At 61.7% G+C, this 19,170-nt stretch carries 25 protein-coding genes; 13 read left to right on the plus strand and 12 right to left on the minus strand.

What is annotated here, in order from left to right; translation table 11 throughout:
* Window positions 1–28: 28 nt before the first annotated feature.
* The 6 genes from secY to rplQ all read left to right on the plus strand — a co-directional run bounded on the left by secY (window position 29) and on the right by rplQ (window position 4,788).
* The gene (gene secY, locus ABIE40_RS07955; protein ID WP_112711482.1) at window positions 29–1,369 is read left to right on the plus strand and encodes a preprotein translocase subunit SecY; all 1,341 of its coding nucleotides are present in this window, start codon (window positions 29–31) and stop codon (window positions 1,367–1,369) included.
* Window positions 1,366–2,016 carry an adenylate kinase gene (locus ABIE40_RS07960; RefSeq protein ID WP_112711483.1) on the plus strand — a complete coding sequence of 217 codons (651 nt, stop codon included), beginning with the start codon at window positions 1,366–1,368 and terminating at the stop codon, window positions 2,014–2,016. Before secY ends, ABIE40_RS07960 begins: the two co-directional genes overlap by 4 nt.
* A 223-nt stretch (window positions 2,017–2,239) precedes the next feature.
* A complete protein-coding gene (gene rpsM, locus ABIE40_RS07965) occupies window positions 2,240–2,608 on the plus strand; it encodes a 30S ribosomal protein S13 (RefSeq protein WP_112711484.1) in 369 nt (122 codons plus the stop codon).
* A gap of 131 nt (window positions 2,609–2,739) precedes the next feature.
* Entirely contained in the window at window positions 2,740–3,129 is a 390-nt protein-coding gene (rpsK, locus tag ABIE40_RS07970; protein ID WP_003547577.1) for a 30S ribosomal protein S11, read from the plus strand.
* Window positions 3,130–3,229: 100 nt separating this feature from the next.
* Window positions 3,230–4,240, plus strand: coding sequence for a DNA-directed RNA polymerase subunit alpha (locus ABIE40_RS07975; protein WP_112387893.1), 1,011 nt, complete (start codon window positions 3,230–3,232; stop codon window positions 4,238–4,240).
* A 122-nt stretch (window positions 4,241–4,362) separates the two neighbouring features.
* Window positions 4,363–4,788, plus strand: coding sequence for a 50S ribosomal protein L17 (gene rplQ, locus ABIE40_RS07980; protein ID WP_112711485.1), 426 nt, complete (start codon window positions 4,363–4,365; stop codon window positions 4,786–4,788).
* 76 nt (window positions 4,789–4,864) lie between these two features.
* Here rplQ and ABIE40_RS07985 read toward each other — a convergent pair whose 3' ends face one another.
* Complete coding sequence (locus ABIE40_RS07985; protein WP_354541067.1) at window positions 4,865–5,710, minus strand: DUF817 domain-containing protein; 846 nt, start codon at window positions 5,708–5,710, stop codon at window positions 4,865–4,867.
* A gap of 139 nt (window positions 5,711–5,849) precedes the next feature.
* Here ABIE40_RS07985 and ABIE40_RS07990 point away from each other — a divergent pair, with 139 nt between their 5' ends.
* The gene (locus ABIE40_RS07990) at window positions 5,850–6,257 is read left to right on the plus strand and encodes a ribosomal maturation YjgA family protein (RefSeq protein WP_199629447.1); all 408 of its coding nucleotides are present in this window, start codon (window positions 5,850–5,852) and stop codon (window positions 6,255–6,257) included.
* Here ABIE40_RS07990 and msrQ read toward each other — a convergent pair.
* Together msrQ and msrP are read right to left on the minus strand one after the other, a co-directional pair.
* Window positions 6,254–6,913 (minus strand): protein-methionine-sulfoxide reductase heme-binding subunit MsrQ, encoded by a 660-nt coding sequence (msrQ, locus tag ABIE40_RS07995; RefSeq protein WP_199629446.1) that lies wholly within the window; start codon window positions 6,911–6,913, stop codon window positions 6,254–6,256. The two genes, ABIE40_RS07990 and msrQ, sit on opposite strands and share 4 nt — an antisense overlap.
* Complete coding sequence (gene msrP, locus ABIE40_RS08000; RefSeq protein ID WP_130282480.1) at window positions 6,913–7,860, minus strand: protein-methionine-sulfoxide reductase catalytic subunit MsrP; 948 nt, start codon at window positions 7,858–7,860, stop codon at window positions 6,913–6,915. Before msrP ends, msrQ begins: the two co-directional genes overlap by 1 nt.
* 325 nt (window positions 7,861–8,185) lie before the next feature.
* Between msrP and ilvD the strand changes: the two genes are divergently transcribed.
* The 3 genes from ilvD (at window position 8,186) to ABIE40_RS08015 (ending at window position 10,713) form a co-directional block, all read left to right on the plus strand.
* Complete coding sequence (gene ilvD, locus ABIE40_RS08005) at window positions 8,186–10,021, plus strand: dihydroxy-acid dehydratase (RefSeq protein ID WP_199629445.1); 1,836 nt, start codon at window positions 8,186–8,188, stop codon at window positions 10,019–10,021.
* 148 nt (window positions 10,022–10,169) lie between these two features.
* Window positions 10,170–10,388: a type II toxin-antitoxin system PrlF family antitoxin gene (locus ABIE40_RS08010; protein WP_112711913.1), complete on the plus strand. Its 219-nt coding sequence runs from the start codon at window positions 10,170–10,172 to the stop codon at window positions 10,386–10,388.
* Entirely contained in the window at window positions 10,375–10,713 is a 339-nt protein-coding gene (locus ABIE40_RS08015) for a type II toxin-antitoxin system PemK/MazF family toxin (protein ID WP_199629444.1), read from the plus strand. The genes ABIE40_RS08010 and ABIE40_RS08015 overlap by 14 nt, the downstream gene beginning before the upstream one ends.
* A gap of 3 nt (window positions 10,714–10,716) precedes the next feature.
* Here the strand turns inward: ABIE40_RS08015 and ABIE40_RS08020 are convergent, their stop codons facing one another.
* Window positions 10,717–11,061 (minus strand): lysozyme inhibitor LprI family protein, encoded by a 345-nt coding sequence (locus ABIE40_RS08020; RefSeq protein ID WP_112711492.1) that lies wholly within the window; start codon window positions 11,059–11,061, stop codon window positions 10,717–10,719.
* Window positions 11,062–11,092: 31 nt separating this feature from the next.
* Entirely contained in the window at window positions 11,093–11,464 is a 372-nt protein-coding gene (locus ABIE40_RS08025; protein WP_199629443.1) for a YkvA family protein, read from the minus strand.
* A 153-nt stretch (window positions 11,465–11,617) separates the two neighbouring features.
* Between ABIE40_RS08025 and ABIE40_RS08030 the strand changes: the two genes are divergently transcribed.
* On the plus strand, window positions 11,618–12,868 hold the full coding sequence (locus ABIE40_RS08030) for a sensor domain-containing diguanylate cyclase (RefSeq protein WP_199629442.1): 1,251 nt from the start codon (window positions 11,618–11,620) through the stop codon (window positions 12,866–12,868).
* On the opposite strand, the gene ABIE40_RS08035 is transcribed toward ABIE40_RS08030, so the two are convergent.
* Window positions 12,865–13,002 (minus strand): hypothetical protein, encoded by a 138-nt coding sequence (locus ABIE40_RS08035; protein ID WP_199629441.1) that lies wholly within the window; start codon window positions 13,000–13,002, stop codon window positions 12,865–12,867. The genes ABIE40_RS08030 and ABIE40_RS08035 overlap by 4 nt on opposite strands.
* 72 nt (window positions 13,003–13,074) lie before the next feature.
* On the opposite strand from ABIE40_RS08035, the gene ABIE40_RS08040 reads away from it, so the two are divergent.
* Window positions 13,075–14,478, plus strand: coding sequence for a DegQ family serine endoprotease (locus ABIE40_RS08040; RefSeq protein WP_112711495.1), 1,404 nt, complete (start codon window positions 13,075–13,077; stop codon window positions 14,476–14,478).
* A complete protein-coding gene (locus ABIE40_RS08045) occupies window positions 14,475–15,791 on the plus strand; it encodes a replication-associated recombination protein A (protein WP_199629440.1) in 1,317 nt (438 codons plus the stop codon). The genes ABIE40_RS08040 and ABIE40_RS08045 overlap by 4 nt, the downstream gene beginning before the upstream one ends.
* 17 nt (window positions 15,792–15,808) lie before the next feature.
* On the opposite strand, the gene ABIE40_RS08050 is transcribed toward ABIE40_RS08045, so the two are convergent.
* The 6 genes from ABIE40_RS08050 to ABIE40_RS08075 form a co-directional block, all read right to left on the minus strand.
* On the minus strand, window positions 15,809–16,114 hold the full coding sequence (locus tag ABIE40_RS08050; protein ID WP_199629439.1) for a DUF1883 domain-containing protein: 306 nt from the start codon (window positions 16,112–16,114) through the stop codon (window positions 15,809–15,811).
* 117 nt (window positions 16,115–16,231) lie between these two features.
* Window positions 16,232–16,498 carry a hypothetical protein gene (locus ABIE40_RS08055; RefSeq protein ID WP_199629438.1) on the minus strand — a complete coding sequence of 89 codons (267 nt, stop codon included), beginning with the start codon at window positions 16,496–16,498 and terminating at the stop codon, window positions 16,232–16,234.
* Window positions 16,499–16,617: 119 nt separating this feature from the next.
* Complete coding sequence (locus ABIE40_RS08060; protein WP_199629437.1) at window positions 16,618–17,517, minus strand: dihydrodipicolinate synthase family protein; 900 nt, start codon at window positions 17,515–17,517, stop codon at window positions 16,618–16,620.
* 7 nt (window positions 17,518–17,524) lie between these two features.
* On the minus strand, window positions 17,525–17,680 hold the full coding sequence (locus tag ABIE40_RS08065; RefSeq protein ID WP_199629436.1) for a hypothetical protein: 156 nt from the start codon (window positions 17,678–17,680) through the stop codon (window positions 17,525–17,527).
* A 102-nt stretch (window positions 17,681–17,782) separates the two neighbouring features.
* Entirely contained in the window at window positions 17,783–18,784 is a 1,002-nt protein-coding gene (locus tag ABIE40_RS08070; RefSeq protein WP_199629435.1) for a ketopantoate reductase family protein, read from the minus strand.
* 87 nt (window positions 18,785–18,871) lie between these two features.
* Complete coding sequence (locus tag ABIE40_RS08075; RefSeq protein ID WP_130282461.1) at window positions 18,872–19,090, minus strand: hypothetical protein; 219 nt, start codon at window positions 19,088–19,090, stop codon at window positions 18,872–18,874.
* Window positions 19,091–19,170 lie beyond the last annotated feature (80 nt).

Genomic DNA, 19,170 nt, shown 5'->3' on the forward strand with positions numbered 1-19,170 from the left:
CGCCGGAAGAGGTAGCGCGGAGAATCGCATGGCTTCTGCAGCGGAACAGTTGGCTTCCAACCTCAATTTTTCGACCTTCGCCAAAGCCGAGGATCTCAAGAAGCGCCTGTGGTTCACACTGGCAGCTCTCCTCGTCTACCGGCTTGGTACGCACATTCCGCTTCCGGGTCTGAACCCCGAAGCTTATGCCCAGGCCTTCCGCGGCCAGGCAGGCGGCATTCTCGGCCTCTTCAACATGTTCTCGGGCGGCGCCGTACAGCGCATGGCGATCTTCGCGCTCGGCATCATGCCCTACATCTCCGCTTCGATTATCGTGCAGCTGATGACCTCGGTCGTCCCGGCGCTCGAAAACCTGAAGAAGGAAGGCGAGCAGGGCCGTAAGATCATCAACCAGTACACCCGCTATGGCACGGTGCTGCTCGGCACGCTGCAGGCCTATGGCATCGCGGTCGGCCTCGAAAGCGGCAACGGCCTCGTGGTCGATCCGGGCTGGTTCTTCAAGATTTCCACCGTCATCACGCTGCTCGGCGGCACGATGTTCCTGATGTGGCTCGGTGAGCAGATCACCTCGCGCGGCATCGGCAACGGCATCTCGCTGATCATCTTCGCAGGTATCGCCGCCGGTCTTCCGAGCGCGCTTGCCGGCACCCTCGAGCTCGGCCGTACCGGCGCTCTGTCGACGACGCTGATTCTCGCAGTCATCGTCATCGCGATCGCCGTCATCGCCATCATCGTCTTCGTCGAACGTGCCCAGCGCCGCCTTCTGATCCAGTATCCGAAGCGTCAGGTCGGCAACCGGATGTTCCAGGGCGATACGTCGCACCTGCCGCTGAAGCTCAACACTTCGGGCGTCATCCCGGCGATCTTCTCGTCGTCGCTGCTGCTCTTGCCGGCAACCGTTGCAGGCTTTGCCAACACGACCGCTCTGCCGTCCTGGGCAACCTCGATCGTCGCAGCGCTCGGCCACGGCCAGCCGCTCTACATGCTGCTCTACGGCGCACTTATCGCATTCTTCGCCTTCTTCTATACGGCTATCGTCTTCAATCCGAAGGACACGGCCGACAATCTCAAGAAGCATGGCGGCTTCATTCCGGGCATCCGTCCGGGTGAGCGTACCGCCGAATATATCGATTACGTCCTGACCCGAATCACGGTCATCGGCGCAATCTACCTCGTGTTCGTCTGCATCCTGCCTGAGATCCTGGTGTCGCAAACCGGCATCCCATTATCCCTTGGTGGGACTTCGCTTTTGATCGTGGTTAGCGTAACTCTTGATACGGTTGCGCAGATTCAGGGTCACCTGATTGCACAGCAGTACGAAGGTCTGATCAAGAAATCGAAGTTGCGTGGAGGAAAGAGGGGGCGATGAGACTCATACTTTTGGGGCCGCCGGGCGCGGGTAAGGGGACCCAGGCCCAGCGGATCGTGGAGAAGCACGGCATTCCGCAGCTCTCCACCGGTGACATGCTCCGTGCAGCCGTTCAGGCCGGCACGGAGGTGGGCAAGCGGGCAAAGGCCGTCATGGACGCCGGCAAGCTTGTTTCTGACGAGATCGTCAATGCCATCGTCTCCGAGCGTCTCGATGCCCCGGATTGCGCCAATGGCTTCATTCTCGACGGTTTCCCGCGCACGCTCGTGCAGGCGGATGCCACCGAGGTGATGCTGAAGGGCAAGGGCATAGAGCTTTCGGCCGTCATCGAGATCGAAGTCGACGACAAGATTCTCGCTGATCGCGTCTCCGGCCGTTACACCTGCGCCAACTGCGGCGCCGGCTATCACGACACCAACGTCAAGCCGAAGGTGGAAGGGGTCTGCGACCGCTGCGGTTCGACCCACTTCAAGCGCCGCCCCGACGATAACCGCGAGACCGTGGTGACCCGTCTGGCCGCTTACTACAAGGAAACCTCGCCACTGATCGGTTATTACCATGCCAAGGGTAAGCTGAAGGTGGTCGATGGAATGGCCGACATCGATCATGTCACGACGGAGATCGACGCCATTCTTTCGAAGCTCTAGTGCCTCGAAAATAAACTTGGCGGAAGCGGTTGCGTTTCAGCACTGATTCCGTTAAACACCGCGCCAACTCGCGACATTTGATGCGATCGGCGCGGATTTCCTACGAAGTCCGGGTTCGGTCGTTTTGACATGTTACGAACCCCAATATGAACGAGCGGCCCCTTGAGGGCGGCATAACGAAGCCCTCTTGCCGGATGGCAACAGGAATGCAAGGAGAACAGGCGTGGCACGTATCGCTGGCGTCAACATCCCGACTGCAAAGCGCGTTGTTATCGCGCTGACCTACATTCACGGGATCGGTCCGAAATTCGCACAGGAAATCATGGAGAAGGTCGGTCTTCCGGCTGACAAGCGCGTCCATCAGCTGACGGACTCCGAAGTGCTCCAGATCCGCGAAACCATCGACCGCGATTACCAGGTCGAAGGTGATCTTCGTCGCGACACCGCGATGAACATCAAGCGCCTTATGGACCTCGGCTGCTACCGCGGCCTGCGTCATCGCCGCGGCCTGCCGGTTCGCGGTCAGCGCACGCACACCAATGCCCGCACCCGCAAGGGCCCGGCAAAGGCGATCGCTGGTAAGAAGAAGTAATTTCCGGGAAACCGGGAAGGGGAGGCTGGCGGTCCGCCGGCCTCTTTTGAGTTTGGAGCGTTGCCTCAAGGCATCGCTCCGGTGGAGCCGCTGGTATTACGGCGGTGACGATATCCAAGAAAGGGATAAGAATGGCCAAGGAAGCCGTACGCGTTCGCCGTCGCGAACGTAAAAACATCTCGTCGGGCGTGGCGCACGTCAACTCGACCTTCAACAACACGATGATCACCATCACCGACGCACAGGGCAACGCTATTGCCTGGTCGTCCGCTGGTGCCAAGGGCTTCAAGGGTTCGCGCAAGTCGACCCCGTTCGCTGCCCAGATCGCTGCTGAAGACTGCGCCAAGAAGGCTCAGGAACATGGCATGAAGTCGCTGGAAGTCGAAGTTTGCGGCCCGGGCTCCGGCCGTGAATCCGCTCTGCGCGCGCTCCAGGCTGCTGGTTTCATGATCACGTCCATCCGCGATGTGACGCCGATCCCGCACAATGGCTGCCGCCCGCGCAAGAAGCGCCGCGTCTGATCATCGCCACTCACAACACCGGTGAGCGCTAGCGCGCTCCCGGTGTTTCTCAAGCTCGGTTACCACGATTGGATGGTGGTAACGAACGGAAGGCAAAGACATGATTCAGAAGAACTGGCAGGAATTGATCAAGCCGAACAAGGTCGAGTTCTCTTCGAGCTCGCGCACCAAGGCGACGCTCGTAGCAGAGCCGCTGGAGCGCGGTTTCGGCCTCACCCTCGGCAACGCGCTTCGCCGCGTTCTGCTGTCGTCGCTGCGCGGTGCCGCTGTTACGGCCGTGCAGATCGATGGCGTGCTGCATGAATTCTCCTCGATCCCGGGCGTCCGCGAAGACGTTACGGACATCGTGCTCAACATCAAGGAAATCGCCATCAAGATGGATGGCGACGACGCAAAGCGCATGGTCGTGCGTAAGCAGGGCCCGGGCGTTGTAACGGCTGGCGACATCCAGACGGTCGGCGATATCGAAATCCTCAACCCCGAGCATGTGATCTGCACGCTCGACGAGGGCGCCGAAATCCGTATGGAATTCACCGTCAACAACGGCAAGGGCTACGTTCCGGCCGAGCGCAATCGTGCGGAAGATGCTCCGATCGGTCTCATCCCGGTCGACAGCCTGTATTCGCCGGTCAAGAAGGTGTCCTACAAGGTTGAAAATACCCGCGAAGGACAGGTTCTCGACTACGACAAGCTGAACATGACCATCGAGACCGATGGCTCGATCTCCGGTGAAGATGCCGTCGCTTTCGCGGCTCGTATCCTCCAGGATCAGCTTGGCGTGTTCGTCAACTTCGACGAGCCGCAGAAGGAAACCGAGGAAGAAGCCGTCACCGAACTGGCTTTCAACCCGGCGCTCCTGAAGAAGGTAGACGAACTCGAACTGTCTGTTCGCTCGGCAAACTGCCTGAAGAACGACAACATCGTCTACATCGGCGACCTCATTCAGAAGACCGAAGCAGAAATGCTCCGCACCCCGAACTTTGGTCGCAAGTCGCTGAACGAAATCAAGGAAGTTCTCGCTTCCATGGGCCTGCACCTCGGCATGGAAGTGCCGGCATGGCCGCCCGAGAACATCGAAGATCTCGCCAAGCGTTACGAAGACCAGTATTAAGAACCAAAAAGGCAGGCTCTGAGGCTGCCTTTCCCAGTCAAACAGCAGGCAGATCGCCTGTATGTGCCAGGAAACGGCAGGCCCGCTAGAAGCGAAGAGCCCTGCATCAAAGGAGAATAGCAATGCGCCACGCAAAAGCCGGCCGCAAGCTGAACAGAACTGCCAGCCACCGCAAGGCAATGTTTGCCAACATGGCGGCTTCGCTCATCACCCATGAGCAGATCGTGACCACTCTGCCGAAGGCAAAGGAAATCCGTCCGATCGTTGAAAAGCTCGTCACCCTCGGCAAGCGCGGCGACCTGCACGCTCGCCGTCAGGCGATCTCGCAGATCCGCGACGCCGCTGTCGTTGCCAAGCTCTTCGACGCCATCGCTTCGCGCTACGCAACCCGCAACGGCGGCTACCTGCGTATCATGAAGGCTGGCTTCCGCCAGGGCGACAACGCTGCTCTCGCAGTCGTCGAGTTCGTTGACCGCGACGTCAATGCCAAGGGCGCAGCCGACAAGGCCCGCGTCGAAGCCGAAGCCGCTGCGGCCGAAGCTGCTTAATTCTTTCCGGTTCTCCGGAAGCAAAACAGCCGGGCTGCAAAGCCCGGCTGTTTTCGTTTGTGGTGGTGAGCACTTCTCACTCGGGCACGTGAATGCGTTCCTTGATGTGCTTGAGATTGGCGACGATCGTGAAGGTCATCACCACGACCAGTGACCACGAGCTCCAGATGCCGATATGGACGACAGACCAGCCGCCGATCTGGTTCGGATATTGCCAGAGGCCGAGGAAGCTGTGGACGTTTTCGGCAAGCCAGATGAAGAAACCGATCAGCACGAAGGCGATGAGCAGCGGCATGCGCCTGTCGCGGTCATAGGGCCGGAAGATGACGGTCGTGCGGGCATAGAGGCCAAGGGTGCAGGCCGCGATATACCAGCGATAGTCGCCGATATAATGGTGGGTGTAGAAATTCGCATAGATCGCTGTGGCGGCCAGCGTCGCCATCCAGTAAGGCGGGTGGTGGCGCACTCGGAGGTCCAGCACGCGCCAGGCCTGGATCACGTAGCTGCCGATCGCTGCATACATGAAGCCTGAAAACAGCGGCACGCCGAAGAGCTTGGTATAGCCGAAATCGGGATAGGACCAGGACTGGATGCTGCTGGAGGTCTTGAAGACCTCGAGAGCAAAGCCGATCAGGTGAAACAGCGTGATCGCCTTCAGTTCATCCAGCGTCTCGAGCTTGGCGAGCACCATCGCGGCCTGGATCGCCATAGCGATCACCAAGAGCAGGTCATAGCGCGCGAGACCGAATAGACCGGCGCGGGGGACGGCAAAGACCGCGAGAAAGAACAACCCCGCAAACAGCGAAGCCCGCGCCTCCTTGATCCCGAAATAGAGGAATTCGACGGCGAAGCGTCTGATGCCTCGCAATCCCTGCGCCTCGGGTATGGCGGTCAGGTGCTCGTCGAGAGCCGGCAGGAGCATGCGGAGAGCAAGAGGCTTTGACATCGGAGGACCGGGGGAGCAGGAGTGGGCAAGCTGATCCGGACGGACTCGAACCAAACCGCCGGATCGACCTGCAGCTAGTATCGAGGAAGTGGCTAAGATTGTGACCGAGCCTGTGATGTTCAAAAATGGTCTCGGCTCGAGGGCAGGATATGCCGTCGCTACGCTTTTGGTCATCGCGGCGGGACTGTTATTGCGCCGGTTCGGCTATCCCTTCGGCTTGCCGTTTATCATCGTCAATTATGGCGCAGCGGCCCTCTGGGGCGGGATGGTGTTTCTCATCCTGAGCCTGCTGTTCGCTCCGCGCGTCCGGTCCCTGAACCTTGCAGTTCTCGCCGTCGTTCTTTCGGCCGCGGTCGAGCTCTTCCGGCTTTATCACACGCCCTGGCTCGACGCCTTCAGGTTGACGCTGACAGGAGCGCTGTTGATCGGCCGCATCTTCTCGATCTGGAACATCGTCTCCTACACGCTCGGCATAGCGGTGGCTTGCTTCATCGATGCGAAGCTGTCGCAGGCCGCCCGCTAGGAGACCGTCGCCGCAGCCCGCCCGCGCTGGCGCCCCTGCGCCGCCCGCTTGCGGCTTTTCGCGATCGGGCGCCAGGAACGGTAGAGGATCATTAGGATGATCAGGCCGACATAGATATATTGCTCAAGGTCGAGGATCTTCGTCGACAGCGCGAAATGCAGGGCACCGGCGGCGGCGATGATGTAGATCAGCTTGTGCAGCCAGATCCATTTCATGCCCATCTTGCGGATCGAGAAATTGTTCGATGTGACGGCGAGCGGGACGAGCAGGGCGAGGCCTGCCATGCCGAACATGATGAAGGGCCGCTTCAGGACGTCGTCGATGACGGCGGAAAGGTCCATCGCCTGATCGAGCACCATGTAAACGGTGAAATGCATCAGTGCGTAATAGAAGGTCAGCAGGCCGAACGCCCGGCGATAGCGCAGGTAGTTCCAGCCCAGCAGATCGCGGGCAGGCGAGACGGCGAGTGTCAGGATCAGGAAGCGGATGGTCCAGAGGCCGAGAAACAGCTCGAAGGTCTTGACCGGATCGGCGCCGAGCTCGTCGGTGGCGCCAAGATAGAAGGTCCAGGCCGCCGGCAGCAGGCCGACGGCATAAAGTGCCCAGACCGAAGCCGGCTGCCAGCGCTTCGGCAGGCTGAACGAGAAACCCGCCATCAGAAATTCGCCCTGAGATCCATGCCGGAATAGAGGCTCGCCACGTCATCGGCATAGCCGTTGAAGGGCAGCGTCGGGTGACGGCTGGCGCCGAAGAAGCCGCTTTCGCCGATCCGGCGTTCGGTGGCCTGGCTCCAACGCGGATGGTCGACTGCCGGGTTCACATTGGCATAGAAGCCGTATTCCTGCGGATTGGTGACCTGCCAGGTGTTCTTCGGCTCCTTGTCGGTCAGCGAGATGCGGACGATCGACTTGATGCCCTTGAAGCCATATTTCCACGGCACGACGAGGCGGATCGGCGCGCCGTTCTGGTTCGGCAGCGTCTGGCCGTAGAGACCGACGGCAAGCAGCGTCAGCGGATGCATGGCCTCATCGAGGCGCAGGCCCTCGACATAGGGCCATTCCAGCGACTGGAAGATGCCCTTCTGGCCCGGCATTTCTTCCGGGCGGACGACCGTCTCGAAGGCCACGTACTTGGCGCTTCCCTGCGGCTCGACCTTGTTCAATAGTGCTGCCAGCGGAAAGCCATCCCAGGGGATGACCATCGACCACGCCTCGACGCAGCGCATCCGGTAGGTGCGGCTCTCGACCGGGAATTCTTTCATTAGCGCATCGAGATCGAAAGTGCCCGGCTTGTTGACCATGCCGTCGACCTTGATGGTCCAGGGCAGGGGCTTGAAGTCGCCCGAAAGCGCTGCTGGGTCACCCTTGTCGAGGCCGAACTCGTAGAAATTGTTGTAGGTGGTGACGTCCTTCAGCGGCGTCGTCTTCTCGTCGACGGTATATTTGCTGTCGACGGCGTTGAGGGCGGCAGCGCTCGCCTTTCCGGCGCCGTAGAGCGCCATGGCGCCAAGCGTTGCAGCGCCGAGAAATTCGCGGCGGCGCAGATAGACCTGATGCGGCGTGATCTCCGACGAGCGGATCTTCGGGGGGCGGTAGGTCGGCATTTCAAACCTCCTGGGCTGGGGGCGGCCCAAATATCTCTTTAAACGCATGATCGGCGTTTTCAGATTAGTGTCTAGGCCTTGAACCGGCCTGACGGAAAGCCAATTTTTTGTGTTCGGATGTGAAGGAATAGCCTGTAACAAAAGGCTCCTCCGCTCCGTATATGCCCGATGGACGCCGCGCGCGCCGTACCGGATTTGCCCTTGCCGGTAGTGACAGCCCCTGCCGATTGGATTAGGACAATTCAAAAATACGGCGATCGCCGGCCAGCAAACAGCTTCGCCGCCCTATATCGCAGATAAATCCGGCACTTTGAGGAAGACACCGATGCCAGCCTATCGTTCGAGAACCACGACCCACGGCCGCAACATGGCGGGTGCGCGCGGCCTTTGGCGCGCCACGGGCATGAAGGACAGCGATTTCGGCAAGCCGATCATTGCGGTGGTGAACTCGTTCACGCAGTTCGTGCCCGGCCACGTCCACCTGAAGGATCTCGGCCAGCTCGTCGCCCGCGAAATCGAAGCGGCCGGCGGCGTCGCCAAGGAATTCAATACAATCGCCGTCGACGACGGCATCGCCATGGGCCATGACGGCATGCTCTATTCGCTGCCGTCGCGCGAATTGATCGCCGACAGCGTCGAATACATGGTCAACGCTCATTGCGCCGACGCCATGGTCTGCATCTCCAACTGCGACAAGATCACCCCCGGCATGCTGATGGCGTCGCTGCGCCTCAATATCCCGACGATCTTCGTCTCCGGCGGTCCGATGGAGGCCGGCAAGGTCGTGCTCAACGGCAAGACCCACGCCCTCGACCTCGTCGATGCCATGGTTGCGGCTGCCGACGACAAGGTTTCGGACGAAGACGTCAAGGTCATCGAGCGCTCGGCCTGTCCGACCTGCGGTTCATGCTCCGGCATGTTCACCGCCAACTCGATGAATTGCCTGACCGAGGCGCTCGGCCTGTCGCTGCCCGGCAACGGCTCGACGCTCGCCACGCATTCCGACCGCAAGGAACTCTTCCTCGAGGCCGGCCGCCGCGTCGTGGCACTCGCCAAGCGCTATTACGAGCAGGACGATGCAACGGCACTGCCGCGCACCATCGCCAGCAAGGGCGCCTTCGAAAATGCCATGGCGCTCGATATCGCCATGGGTGGATCGACCAATACCGTTCTTCACATTCTGGCAGCCGCCCACGAGGGCGAAATCGACTTCACCATGGAAGACATCGACCGCCTGTCGCGCCGTGTCCCGTGCCTGTCGAAGGTCGCACCGGCGAAGTCCGACGTCCATATGGAAGATGTCCACCGTGCAGGCGGCATCATGGCGATCCTCGGGGAGTTGAACCGCGCCGGGCTGATCAATGCCGGCCTGCCGACCGTCCATTCGCCGACGCTTGGCGACGCACTGGCGCAGTGGGATATCTCGGTCACGGACAATCCCGTCGCCCTGAAGCTCTTCAGCGCAGCGCCCGGCGGCGTACCGACACAGGTTGCCTTCAGCCAGAGCGCCCGCTGGGACGAGCTCGATCTCGACCGCGAAAACGGCGTCATCCGCGATGCCCAGCATCCGTTCTCGAAGGATGGCGGTCTCGCTGTTCTCAAGGGCAATCTGGCGCTCGACGGCTGCATCGTTAAGACCGCAGGCGTCGATGAATCGATCCTGAAATTCTCCGGTCCGGCCAAGGTCTATGAGAGCCAGGACGCCGCCGTGAAGGCCATTCTCGGCAACGAAGTCGTCGCCGGCGATGTTGTCGTCATCCGCTACGAAGGCCCCAAGGGCGGCCCGGGCATGCAGGAAATGCTCTATCCGACCAGCTATCTGAAGTCGAAGGGCCTCGGCAAGGCCTGCGCCCTGATCACCGACGGCCGCTTCTCGGGCGGTACCTCGGGTCTGTCAATCGGCCACGCTTCGCCGGAAGCCGCAAACGGCGGCACGATCGGCCTCGTCCAGCCGGGCGACATGATCGACATCGACATCCCGAACCGCACCATTAGCCTGCGTGTCAGCGACGCCGAATTGGCGACACGCCGCGCCGAACAGGAAGCCAAGGGCTGGCGCCCGGCCGAAGTCCGCAAGCGCAACGTCACGACGGCACTAAAGGCCTACGCGGCCTTCGCCACCAGTGCCGATCGCGGCGCAGTCCGGATCCTGCCGGAATAAGCTGAAAAGCTTCGATCTGATCAGAAGACCGGCTGTCTCCTAGGCAGCGGGTCTTTTCGTTTTCAGAGGTTCCGGGTCTCGGCACGGTTTGCTTATCCGCCGTTGTCATCGGTAAGGAATTTCCTTACATTCCATTCCGAGGTGAATGATGATCACAAGCAAGATGACCAGCAAGGCTCAAACGACGATCCCGCAGGCCGTGCGCTCCGCGTTGCACCTGAAGGAAGGGGATTCCATCGTCTATACGCTGGAGGCTGACAATCGCGTGGTGATATCGCGGGCTGCCGAACCGATGTCCGACGATCCTTTTGCGACCTTCTCGGAATGGGATAGCGAAGCCGATCGGAAAGCCTATGCCGACCTTTGAGCAGGGTGACATCATACGGGTGCCCTTTCCCTATACCGATCGCGATACGCGCCAGCGGCGTCCGGCGCTCGTTGTTTCCGCCGGTTCGCTCGGCGAGAATGATGCTCTCGTCTGGGCCGTCATGATAACCTCGGCCGAAAATCGGCCATGGCTCGGAGATGTTGCGATCCCTGATCATCAGACGGCAGGCCTGCCGGCGCCTTCGGTCGTTCGACCGGCGAAGATCGCCACCGTCGAGACATCGCAGATCGACCGGATCGGACGGCTACCGGATGCCGCGCTTGCGGTGGTGATATCGGCAATCCGAGCTCAACTTGGCGGCTAAACGCTAAAGCGGCCGATTGATATTCTTATACGTCTCGTCGAGCTGCTTCATCCGCTCGTCATAGGCCGCCTTGATGCAGGCGGCGTCCGCCTGGCAATCCTGTCGTTTCTTAAGCCAGGCCGTCTGTTCGTCCTGCAGGGTGCCGCGCGTGCCCATGGCGAGCAGGCCGGAGAGCAGGTCGAAGGTGGTGACCATCTTCACGTCGGCGTCGTTGAGTGCCCGGTTGTCGCAGATCGCCTTTTCGTCGGGCTTCAGCTCCTTGGCATCGCAGTCGAAGCTCGCGGCATGTGCGAGGGGGGCGAGCAATGAGACGGTCGAGAAGGCGAGGGCGGCGATGGCTGCTTTCATGCGGGCTATGATCCTGTTTCCTGGCAGGCGCTTATAGGAACGCCCGGACCAGAAAGATGATGCAGCAGGCCCATACGGCAAGGATGAAAATCAATCCGGCCCGGCTGACAGGCCGCCCCGTGCGCTCTGCAGCCCGCTGGCGCAGCTCCGCCATGACTGGCTGCGGGATGAGCCTGATCGCCAGCATGATGCCGAGCGGTACGATAATCAGATCGTCGAGATAGCCGAGCACCGGGATGAAGTCCGGAATGAGGTCGACGGGCGACAGTGCATAGGCGGCGACGGCCGCGGCGACCGCCTTCGCATACCATGGCACCCTGGGATCGCGGGCCGCGAGCCACAGCGCCGTGACGTCACGCTTCAGTGACTTCGCCCAGGCTTTTGCCTTTCCGATCAATTCCATATGCGCATTTCCTGAATCAAGATCGCAGGTGGGCGTTGCCTTCAGCGATGCCTCGATCGGAATATGAAGGATTCGCTAAATGCAATATATCCGATTTGTTCACCAATATATGGGATGCATCGCTATATCGGTCGGTTGAGGAGCAATGCGGCAATGGTCGTTGCACGTGCATTCGGTAAGTCTTCCGCAGACGCACGGAAGCGGGAAATGGAGCGTCTTGCGGCGCTGGAGCAGCTCGATCTTCTCGACGCGCCGAGAGACGAGGGCTTCGATCGCATCGTCCGGCTGATCAAGCAGATCTTTGCGATCGATATCGGCCTCGTCTCGCTCATCGATGCGCATCGGCAATGGTATCAGGCCTGCTCCGGCCTCACCGCCGATGAAGTGCCGCGGGAAGATACGTTCTGCCGTTATGTCGTCGATTACGAAGAGCCCGTCATCGTCCAGGATGCCACCAAGGATCCACGCTTCGCGCAGCATCCGGCAGTCACCGGCGACAGCCATATCCGCTTCTATGCCGGCGTGCCGCTGACGACCAAGGCCGGGCATATCATCGGTACGGTCTGCGCCATCGACCGGATGGCGCGATCCTTCGGCGCGCGCGATCTCGCGATCCTGCAAGAGCTTGCCGGTGCGGCGATGGACCGTATCGAACTCCTGCAATCAGCGGCGACCGACAGCCTGACGGAAGCCTTGACCCGGCGCGCCTTCAAGCAGGAAGCCGACCAGCTGATCTCGCTGGCGATCCGCCATCAGCACAATCTCTCCACTATCGTGCTGGATATCGACCGCTTCAAGAGTGTCAACGATACCCATGGCCATGCCGCGGGTGATCAGGTGCTGCGCGCGGTGGCCGCGACCTGCAAGGCCAATCTCCGGGCCGGCGATCTGTTCGGTCGCCTCGGCGGCGAGGAATTCTGCATCGTGCTGCCGCATATCGACCGCGAGGGTGCCGCAGCCGTGGCCGAAAAGATGCGGGCGGCAATCTCGGCCCAGCCGATCCAGGGCGACTTTGGCTCGCTGACGGTAACCGCGAGCTTCGGCATCTCCTCCATGTCGATCATCACCAAGGATATAGAAACGTTGCTCGCCCAGGCCGATGCCGCGATGTACCACGCCAAGAACAGCGGGCGCGATCGCTGCGTATCGTGGAGCTCCATCCGGTCCGAAGGTTCGGCAGGCGCCCGCCGCCGCGTCCTGAAGGCAGGCTCTATCCTGTTCAACGACCGCCGCTCGACCATCGACTGCACCATCAAGTCGCTCGGCGCCGATAGCGCCGGCCTCTCGGTTTCGAACTCCGCCGGGATCCCGCCGGAATTCATTCTGGCGATCAAGGGCGAGGGCTTCGAGACCACTTGCCGGGTCATCGCCCAGGACCGCCAGAACCTCGAGGTTGCCTTCTAGCATCTCTCTTCGAGGCGGCTCTCACACAGCGGTGACCAGGTGAGGTCTTTTGCCTTGCCGATCAATTCCATATCCGGCTTTGCTGAAACAAACTCGCAGGCCGGAAGCATCATCAGGCGGGCGGAAGCTTCCATGCTTCCGCCCTCTTTCCTTTCTAGCGTCCGGCGCTACAACACTGATCCGGAAGCATTTCAGAAGGGATTCCAATGCAAGGCCTGTTGAAACGTTCGTTTGTTCCGCTTTTTGCGCTCGCGGTTCTCCTGCCGCTTGGCGCGCATGCCGAGGACGCGAAAACCGTACCGCAGAGCCAGATGCAAATGCAGCTGTCCTTCGCCCCGCTGGTCAAGCAGACCTCGGGCGCGGTTGTGAACGTCTATGCCGAAAAGACCGTGCAGCGGCAGTCGCCCTTTGCCGGCGATCCCTTCTTCGAGCAGTTCTTCGGCCAGCAGATGCCGAACCGGTCGGAGAAGCAGTCGTCGCTCGGCTCCGGCGTCATTGTTGAGGCGAACGGCACCGTGGTCACCAACAACCACGTCATCGAAGGCGCCGACGATATCAAGGTGGCGCTCTCCGATGGCCGCGAGTTCCCGTGCAAGGTCGTGCTGCGTGACGATCGCCTCGATCTCGCAGTGCTGAAGATCGATACCAAGGCGAATTTTCCGACGCTGCCGATCGGCAATTCAGATGCCGTCGAGGTCGGCGATCTCGTTCTCGCCATCGGTAACCCCTTCGGCGTCGGCCAGACGGTGACCTCGGGCATCGTTTCCGCGCTCGCCCGCAACCAGGTGGTCAAGAACGAGTTCGGCTTCTTCATCCAGACCGATGCCTCGATCAACCCCGGCAATTCGGGCGGCGCGCTGATGAACATGAAGGGCGAGCTGATCGGCATCAACACGGCGATCTTCTCCCGCGGCGGCGGCTCGAACGGTATCGGCTTTGCGATCCCTGCCAATCTCGTCAAAGTGTTCCTGACATCGGCCGATGCCGGCGTGAAGTCCTTCGAGCGTCCCTATGTCGGCGCCACCTTCGATGCGGTGACCTCGGAGGTTGCGGAGGCGCTCGGCCTCGACAAGGCCCGCGGCGCACTGATCGTCAAGGTGACCGACGGTAGCCCGGCGCAGAAGGCTGGCCTGAAGGCCGGCGAGATCGTCACCTCGGTCAACGGCATCCCGGTCGAGCATCCGGATGCGCTCCTCTATCGTCTGACGACGGCCGGCCTCGGCAATACGGTCAAGCTCGGCGTCGTCGAGAATGGCGGCGAACAGCAGGTTGCGCTGAAGCTCGATCGCGCCCCCGAAACCTCGCCGCGCGACCAGCGCACCATCGGCGGCCGCACGCCCTTCACCGGCACTGTCGTCGAAAACCTCTCGCCGCGCGTTGCCGACGAGCTGCGCATGCCGACGGAATCGACCGGCGTCGTCGTTGCTGAGGTCAAGGATGACTCGCCGGCCGCGCGCCTCGGCTTCGAACCGAAGGATATCATCGTCGCGATCAACGGAACGCCGGTGCAGACCACCGAGCAGCTGTCGCAGATCGCCTCGGACGATGCCGGTCTCTGGCGCGTCGAAATCGAGCGCGACGGCCAGAGGATCAGGCAGTTCTTCCGATGAGTGATGATCTCTTCGCACCGCGCATTCCAGATGAGGTCGCCAGCCGGCGGCCTCTTGCCGATCGGTTGAGGCCACAGACGCTGTCGGAAGTCGCGGGGCAGGGCCACCTGACCGGCGAGGATGGTGTTCTCCGGCGGATGATCGAGAGCGGATCGCTCGGTTCGATGATCTTCTGGGGACCGCCCGGAACCGGCAAGACGACGGTGGCGCGCCTGCTTTCGGGCGAGGCAGGCCTCGCCTTCGAGCAGATCTCCGCGATCTTCTCGGGCGTCGCCGATCTGAAGAAGGTCTTCGAGGCCGCGCGGCTGCGCCGTATGGATGGCCGCCAGACGCTGCTCTTCGTCGACGAGATCCATCGCTTCAACCGCGCCCAGCAGGATAGCTTCCTGCCGGTGATGGAAGACGGCACCGTCATCCTCGTCGGCGCCACCACCGAAAACCCGTCCTTCGAGCTCAACGCCGCTCTTCTGTCGCGCGCCCGGGTGCTGACCTTCAAGTCGCATGACGAGGAGAGCCTGAGCGAACTGCTCAAGCGCGCCGAAGAGGTCGAGCAGAAGCCATTGCCGTTGACCGAGGACGCCCGCGCCAGCCTGCTGCGCATGGCCGATGGCGATGGCCGCGCCGTGCTGACGCTCGCCGAGGAGGTCTGGCGCGCCGCGCGCCCCGGAGAAATTTTCGACACCGAGGGCCTGACGCGCATCGTTCAACGCCGGGCCCCTGTCTACGACAAGGCGCAGGACGGTCACTACAATCTGATTTCGGCGCTTCACAAATCGGTCCGCGGTTCGGATCCGGATGCGGCGCTCTACTATCTGGCGCGCATGTTCGATGCCGGAGAAGACCCGCTCTATCTCGGCCGCCGTCTGGTGCGGATGGCCGTCGAGGATATCGGCCTTGCCGACCCGCAGGCGCTCGTCATCTGCAACGCCGCCAAGGACGCTTACGACTATCTCGGCTCACCCGAAGGCGAGCTGGCGCTGGCGCAGGCCTGCGTCTATCTGGCGACGGCGCCGAAATCCAACGCCGTCTACACCGCCTTCAAGGCGGCGACCATGGCGGCCAAGCAGAACGGCTCGCTGCTGCCGCCCAAGCACATCCTCAATGCGCCGACCAAGCTGATGAAGGATGAAGGCTATAACGAGGGCTATCGTTACGATCACGACGAGCCCGATGCCTTTTCAGGCCAGGATTATTTCCCGGAAAAGATGGGTCGCAAGACCTTCTACGATCCGCCGGAGCGCGGTTTCGAGCGCGAGATCCGCAAGCGGCTTGAATGGTGGTCAAAGCTCAGGAAAGAGCGCAATCCGCGCTGATATCGCCTTAGGCGATCTCAGGAGGCCTTCTTCTGGGCGCCCGGTGCCGCGATCACCTTGACGGCGGATTCCGCCAGTCCGTGATGGCCTTCCATATCGACGATCAGGTGCCAGTGGCCGCCTTCCGGGATCACCAGCTTGACCGGCGATTTCTTGGCGACGCCGCCGATATATTTGAAATCGAGAACCTCAGTGAAGCGCTGGAACTGCGGTGCCGTCATCAGGCGAACGTTGTTCACCGCATTGAGCGCCACTTCGACGATGGTGCCGGCGCGCTGCTCATGAAGGTCGTAGTGCTTGAAGCGGAAGTTCGGCTTGCTCATCGGTCCCGAAAACTGGCTGCTATTTGACCGGTGATCTTAAGGCTGCGCGGTTAAGGAAAGGTTTGGCAGCCTGGCGGCGAAGGCTCCCGGTTTGGCACAACGGGAGCCTGTAGGCGCCTAGTGCAGCCGCATGCCGCTGCCGTCGGAGACGCCGAATTCCATCAGCGTTCCGTCTACCGCGCGGCAGATATCGGCCGGGTTGTGATTGCACTCCGCAGCGGCGAAATGCAGGGCGGCGGCCTCGTTGATGAAGAGGCCGCCGACCAGTCCGTCGCGGTCGGCAACGATCCACTGTCCGCGCCTGTTCCTGCCGATGGTGAAGCGGGCGGGCGCGTTGTTGCGTTGAAGCGGATCGGCGGACGCGCCGGAAGAAAGTCGTGACATCGATATGTCCTTTCGAAGTTTTCCCGCATTTGCCTTTGGGCGCTGCGGGCTAGCACTGGAAATCTATGGTAAGTGCGGTTGGCGTTCCATTCGCGGCCACGGCTGAAACTATAAAAATCTCATAGGGATAGCGCATGGTGCACCGGGGAGGTGCAGCTCTGCAGAGCCGCACAGATTGCCTCCTGCACGGTTTGCTCAGCAGGAACCAGCGGCAGGCGCACATCAGCGGGGATGCCCGGGAAAGCGCCGAGCGCGAACTTGATATTGGCAGGCTCGCCATCGCCGATCGCTGTGGCAAGCGGCGCAAGGCGGTCGGCAAGCACCAGCGCTCCCGGAAGGTTGCCGCAGGCAGACGCATGCTGCAGCGAGGTGACGAGCTTCGGCAGCACATTGGCAGCCGGTGCGATAATGCCGTCTCCGCCGCAGGCGATGAACGCCGGTGCCGTCACCGCGTTGCCGGTGAACAGGTGGAACCGGTCGCGGTAAGGCGCCAGTGTGCCGATGTCGCCGCCGGCATCGAGCAGGCCGAAGATCGTGCCGGTCTGCGACAGTTCATCGAGGGTCGATGGCAGCAACGGCGAGGCGGTGCGGCCGGGATCGCTTGAAATGATCAAGGGCAGGCTGCATGCCGCGGCAAGTTCGCTGAAATGCCGCAGAATGCCCTTCTGTCCCGGCTTCGAATAATAGGGAACGGTGACGAGGGCTGCGCTGGCGCCGAGCGCTTCGGCGCGTCTGGTCAGCGCGATCGTGCTCGCCGTGCCGTTCGTACCCGTCGCGGCAATGACGGGCACACGATCATCGGCAGCGAGCAGCACTGTCGAGAGAACAAGGTCGCGCTCCCTATCGGAGAGAGCAGGGCCTTCACCGGTGACGGTCGAGACCGCCAGGCCGCCGATGCCGCTGGCGATCTGCCATTCGGTTAACCGCTCCAAGCTGGCGATATCGACGGCGCCGTGACGGAAAGGCGTGACGAGCGGGGTGATCGCGCCGGAAAGGCGCGGCCAAACATTGCGTCGCATCGGGGCCTCACATCCAGCCGAGGATGACGTAGAGCTCGACGCAGGCGAGGATAATGCCGAATACCGTCAGCACCTGCGCCGTGCGGCGTTCGCGCATCACGCGCGGAGTAGCACCGCGGCGCGGGCGGTGCGGAAGCGGATTGGCAGGCATGACGTCTCGCATGGGATTACCTCTGCATTCCCGGCAAAGGCTAATCCCGCGGGCCGTAGGAAATCCATTCCGGGCCGTCACGCGCCATATATGAAAAGCATAAAAGGCCGGGCGCTAGGCGCCGCGGCGGTTCTCGATGTCGAGTTGCGAGACAAGCGCCAGCACCGTCTCGGATACGGGCGTCGGCACCGAGGCAAGGCGGCCGAGCGCCACGACCATGCCGCTCAGAGGCACGATCTCCAGCGCTTTGCCGGCCAGAAGATCCTGCAGCATTGATGTTCTGACGGCGCCGATATGGCGGGATTGCTCGAGGCGCTCCTCGATGGTGATCGAAAATTTCGCGCCGAGCGCTGTGCCGACGGCGCGCACCTCGTTCATGATCTTGCCGACCATGTCGTAGAGTGCCGGGTCGGCCATGATGTCGGTCATCAGGGCTCGTGTCAGCGCGCTGAGCGGATTGAAGGCGGCGTTGCCGGTCAGCTTGTTCCAGATCTCGTCGCGGATGCGCGGCGTCGTCGAGACGTTGAGCCCGGCAGCCGTCAGCAGCGCCTTGATGCCTTCGAGATCATCGCTCATCTCGCCCGAGGGCTCGCCGAGGATATAGCGGCCGTTGTTGGAAAGCTGGATCTCGCCGGGATTGACGACTTCGGCGCCCTGCATCGCAACACAGCCGATCACGCGCTCCGGTCCGATCAGCCGCCACAGGCGTCCCGCCGGGTCGAGCTCTTCGAACTGCAGTTCGGCATGCGGGCTCTGGCTGTCGCGGTGGAAATACCACCAGGGAATGCCATTCAGGATCATCATCACCCGCGTGCCGTCCTTCAGGAGCGCAGCAATGCCCTCGGCCGCATCGCCAAGCTGGTGACCCTTGAGACCGGTGATGATCAGGTCCTGTTTCGGCAGGCTGTAGGGATCGTCGGTCGCGGTGATCTCCACCTTGATCGGCTTTTCGGCGCCGGCTTCGTAAAGCTTCAAGCCGTTTTCGCGGATGCTCTTGAGATGGGCACCGCGGGCGACGGCGGAGACGGTGACGCCGTTACCGGCGACGGCAAGCTTTGCCGCAATGGCGCCACCGAGCGCACCGGCGCCGTAAACGCAGATCGATTTGAAGGACATGGGGAGGCTCCGCGAACATGAAGTGTCGCGCTAGACTTAGGTCATTCGCGCGCGATGGCGAATGACAATTTTTCGCGGGCCATCAAATTAATGCGTGGCCGGAGGGTCGACGAGTTCGTTGCGGCGCAGCTCGTCGATGGCGGCCACCGCGTCTTCGGCTGACCAGCCGGCGCGAAGGGCTGCGGCCACCATCTTGACCTCGACTTCCTGTTCGAGCGCCAGGAACAGCGGCTCGAGCGCCTCCTGGACTGTCAGGACGTGATCATGCGGCGGGGCGACGGTCTGGCGTGCGGCAATGCTAGGCATTTCAGCTTTTCTCCTCTCCGTTAGATGGTGACATGAATCCGTCACAATGCACGACAGTGGAAAAGGTTCCGTATTTTATT

It is taken from the genome of Rhizobium sp. OAE497 (assembly GCF_040546565.1).
Taxonomy (GTDB): domain Bacteria; phylum Pseudomonadota; class Alphaproteobacteria; order Rhizobiales; family Rhizobiaceae; genus Rhizobium.

What these genes read in the sequence shown, in the direction of transcription:
- ABIE40_RS08045 (WP_199629440.1), top strand. Translation starts at nt 14,475, where the DNA reads ATGAGTGATGATCTCTTCGCACCGCGCATTCCAGATGAGGTCGCCAGC.
- ABIE40_RS08075 (WP_130282461.1), bottom strand. Translation starts at nt 19,090, where the DNA reads ATGCCTAGCATTGCCGCACGCCAGACCGTCGCCCCGCCGCATGATCAC.
- ABIE40_RS08025 (WP_199629443.1), bottom strand. Translation starts at nt 11,464, where the DNA reads ATGGAATTGATCGGAAAGGCAAAAGCCTGGGCGAAGTCACTGAAGCGT.
- ABIE40_RS08035 (WP_199629441.1), bottom strand. Translation starts at nt 13,002, where the DNA reads ATGGAAGCTTCCGCCCGCCTGATGATGCTTCCGGCCTGCGAGTTTGTT.
- ABIE40_RS08020 (WP_112711492.1), bottom strand. Translation starts at nt 11,061, where the DNA reads ATGAAAGCAGCCATCGCCGCCCTCGCCTTCTCGACCGTCTCATTGCTC.
- secY (WP_112711482.1), top strand. Translation starts at nt 29, where the DNA reads ATGGCTTCTGCAGCGGAACAGTTGGCTTCCAACCTCAATTTTTCGACC.
- ABIE40_RS08055 (WP_199629438.1), bottom strand. Translation starts at nt 16,498, where the DNA reads ATGTCACGACTTTCTTCCGGCGCGTCCGCCGATCCGCTTCAACGCAAC.
- ABIE40_RS08050 (WP_199629439.1), bottom strand. Translation starts at nt 16,114, where the DNA reads ATGAGCAAGCCGAACTTCCGCTTCAAGCACTACGACCTTCATGAGCAG.
- ABIE40_RS08030 (WP_199629442.1), top strand. Translation starts at nt 11,618, where the DNA reads ATGGTCGTTGCACGTGCATTCGGTAAGTCTTCCGCAGACGCACGGAAG.
- ABIE40_RS08010 (WP_112711913.1), top strand. Translation starts at nt 10,170, where the DNA reads ATGATCACAAGCAAGATGACCAGCAAGGCTCAAACGACGATCCCGCAG.
- ABIE40_RS07990 (WP_199629447.1), top strand. Translation starts at nt 5,850, where the DNA reads ATGTTCAAAAATGGTCTCGGCTCGAGGGCAGGATATGCCGTCGCTACG.
- ABIE40_RS07985 (WP_354541067.1), bottom strand. Translation starts at nt 5,710, where the DNA reads ATGCTCCTGCCGGCTCTCGACGAGCACCTGACCGCCATACCCGAGGCG.
- rplQ (WP_112711485.1), top strand. Translation starts at nt 4,363, where the DNA reads ATGCGCCACGCAAAAGCCGGCCGCAAGCTGAACAGAACTGCCAGCCAC.
- ABIE40_RS08060 (WP_199629437.1), bottom strand. Translation starts at nt 17,517, where the DNA reads ATGCGACGCAATGTTTGGCCGCGCCTTTCCGGCGCGATCACCCCGCTC.
- ABIE40_RS08015 (WP_199629444.1), top strand. Translation starts at nt 10,375, where the DNA reads ATGCCGACCTTTGAGCAGGGTGACATCATACGGGTGCCCTTTCCCTAT.
- ABIE40_RS07960 (WP_112711483.1), top strand. Translation starts at nt 1,366, where the DNA reads ATGAGACTCATACTTTTGGGGCCGCCGGGCGCGGGTAAGGGGACCCAG.
- ilvD (WP_199629445.1), top strand. Translation starts at nt 8,186, where the DNA reads ATGCCAGCCTATCGTTCGAGAACCACGACCCACGGCCGCAACATGGCG.
- rpsK (WP_003547577.1), top strand. Translation starts at nt 2,740, where the DNA reads ATGGCCAAGGAAGCCGTACGCGTTCGCCGTCGCGAACGTAAAAACATC.
- ABIE40_RS08040 (WP_112711495.1), top strand. Translation starts at nt 13,075, where the DNA reads ATGCAAGGCCTGTTGAAACGTTCGTTTGTTCCGCTTTTTGCGCTCGCG.
- ABIE40_RS07975 (WP_112387893.1), top strand. Translation starts at nt 3,230, where the DNA reads ATGATTCAGAAGAACTGGCAGGAATTGATCAAGCCGAACAAGGTCGAG.
- ABIE40_RS08065 (WP_199629436.1), bottom strand. Translation starts at nt 17,680, where the DNA reads ATGCGAGACGTCATGCCTGCCAATCCGCTTCCGCACCGCCCGCGCCGC.
- msrQ (WP_199629446.1), bottom strand. Translation starts at nt 6,913, where the DNA reads ATGGCGGGTTTCTCGTTCAGCCTGCCGAAGCGCTGGCAGCCGGCTTCG.
- msrP (WP_130282480.1), bottom strand. Translation starts at nt 7,860, where the DNA reads ATGCCGACCTACCGCCCCCCGAAGATCCGCTCGTCGGAGATCACGCCG.
- ABIE40_RS08070 (WP_199629435.1), bottom strand. Translation starts at nt 18,784, where the DNA reads ATGTCCTTCAAATCGATCTGCGTTTACGGCGCCGGTGCGCTCGGTGGC.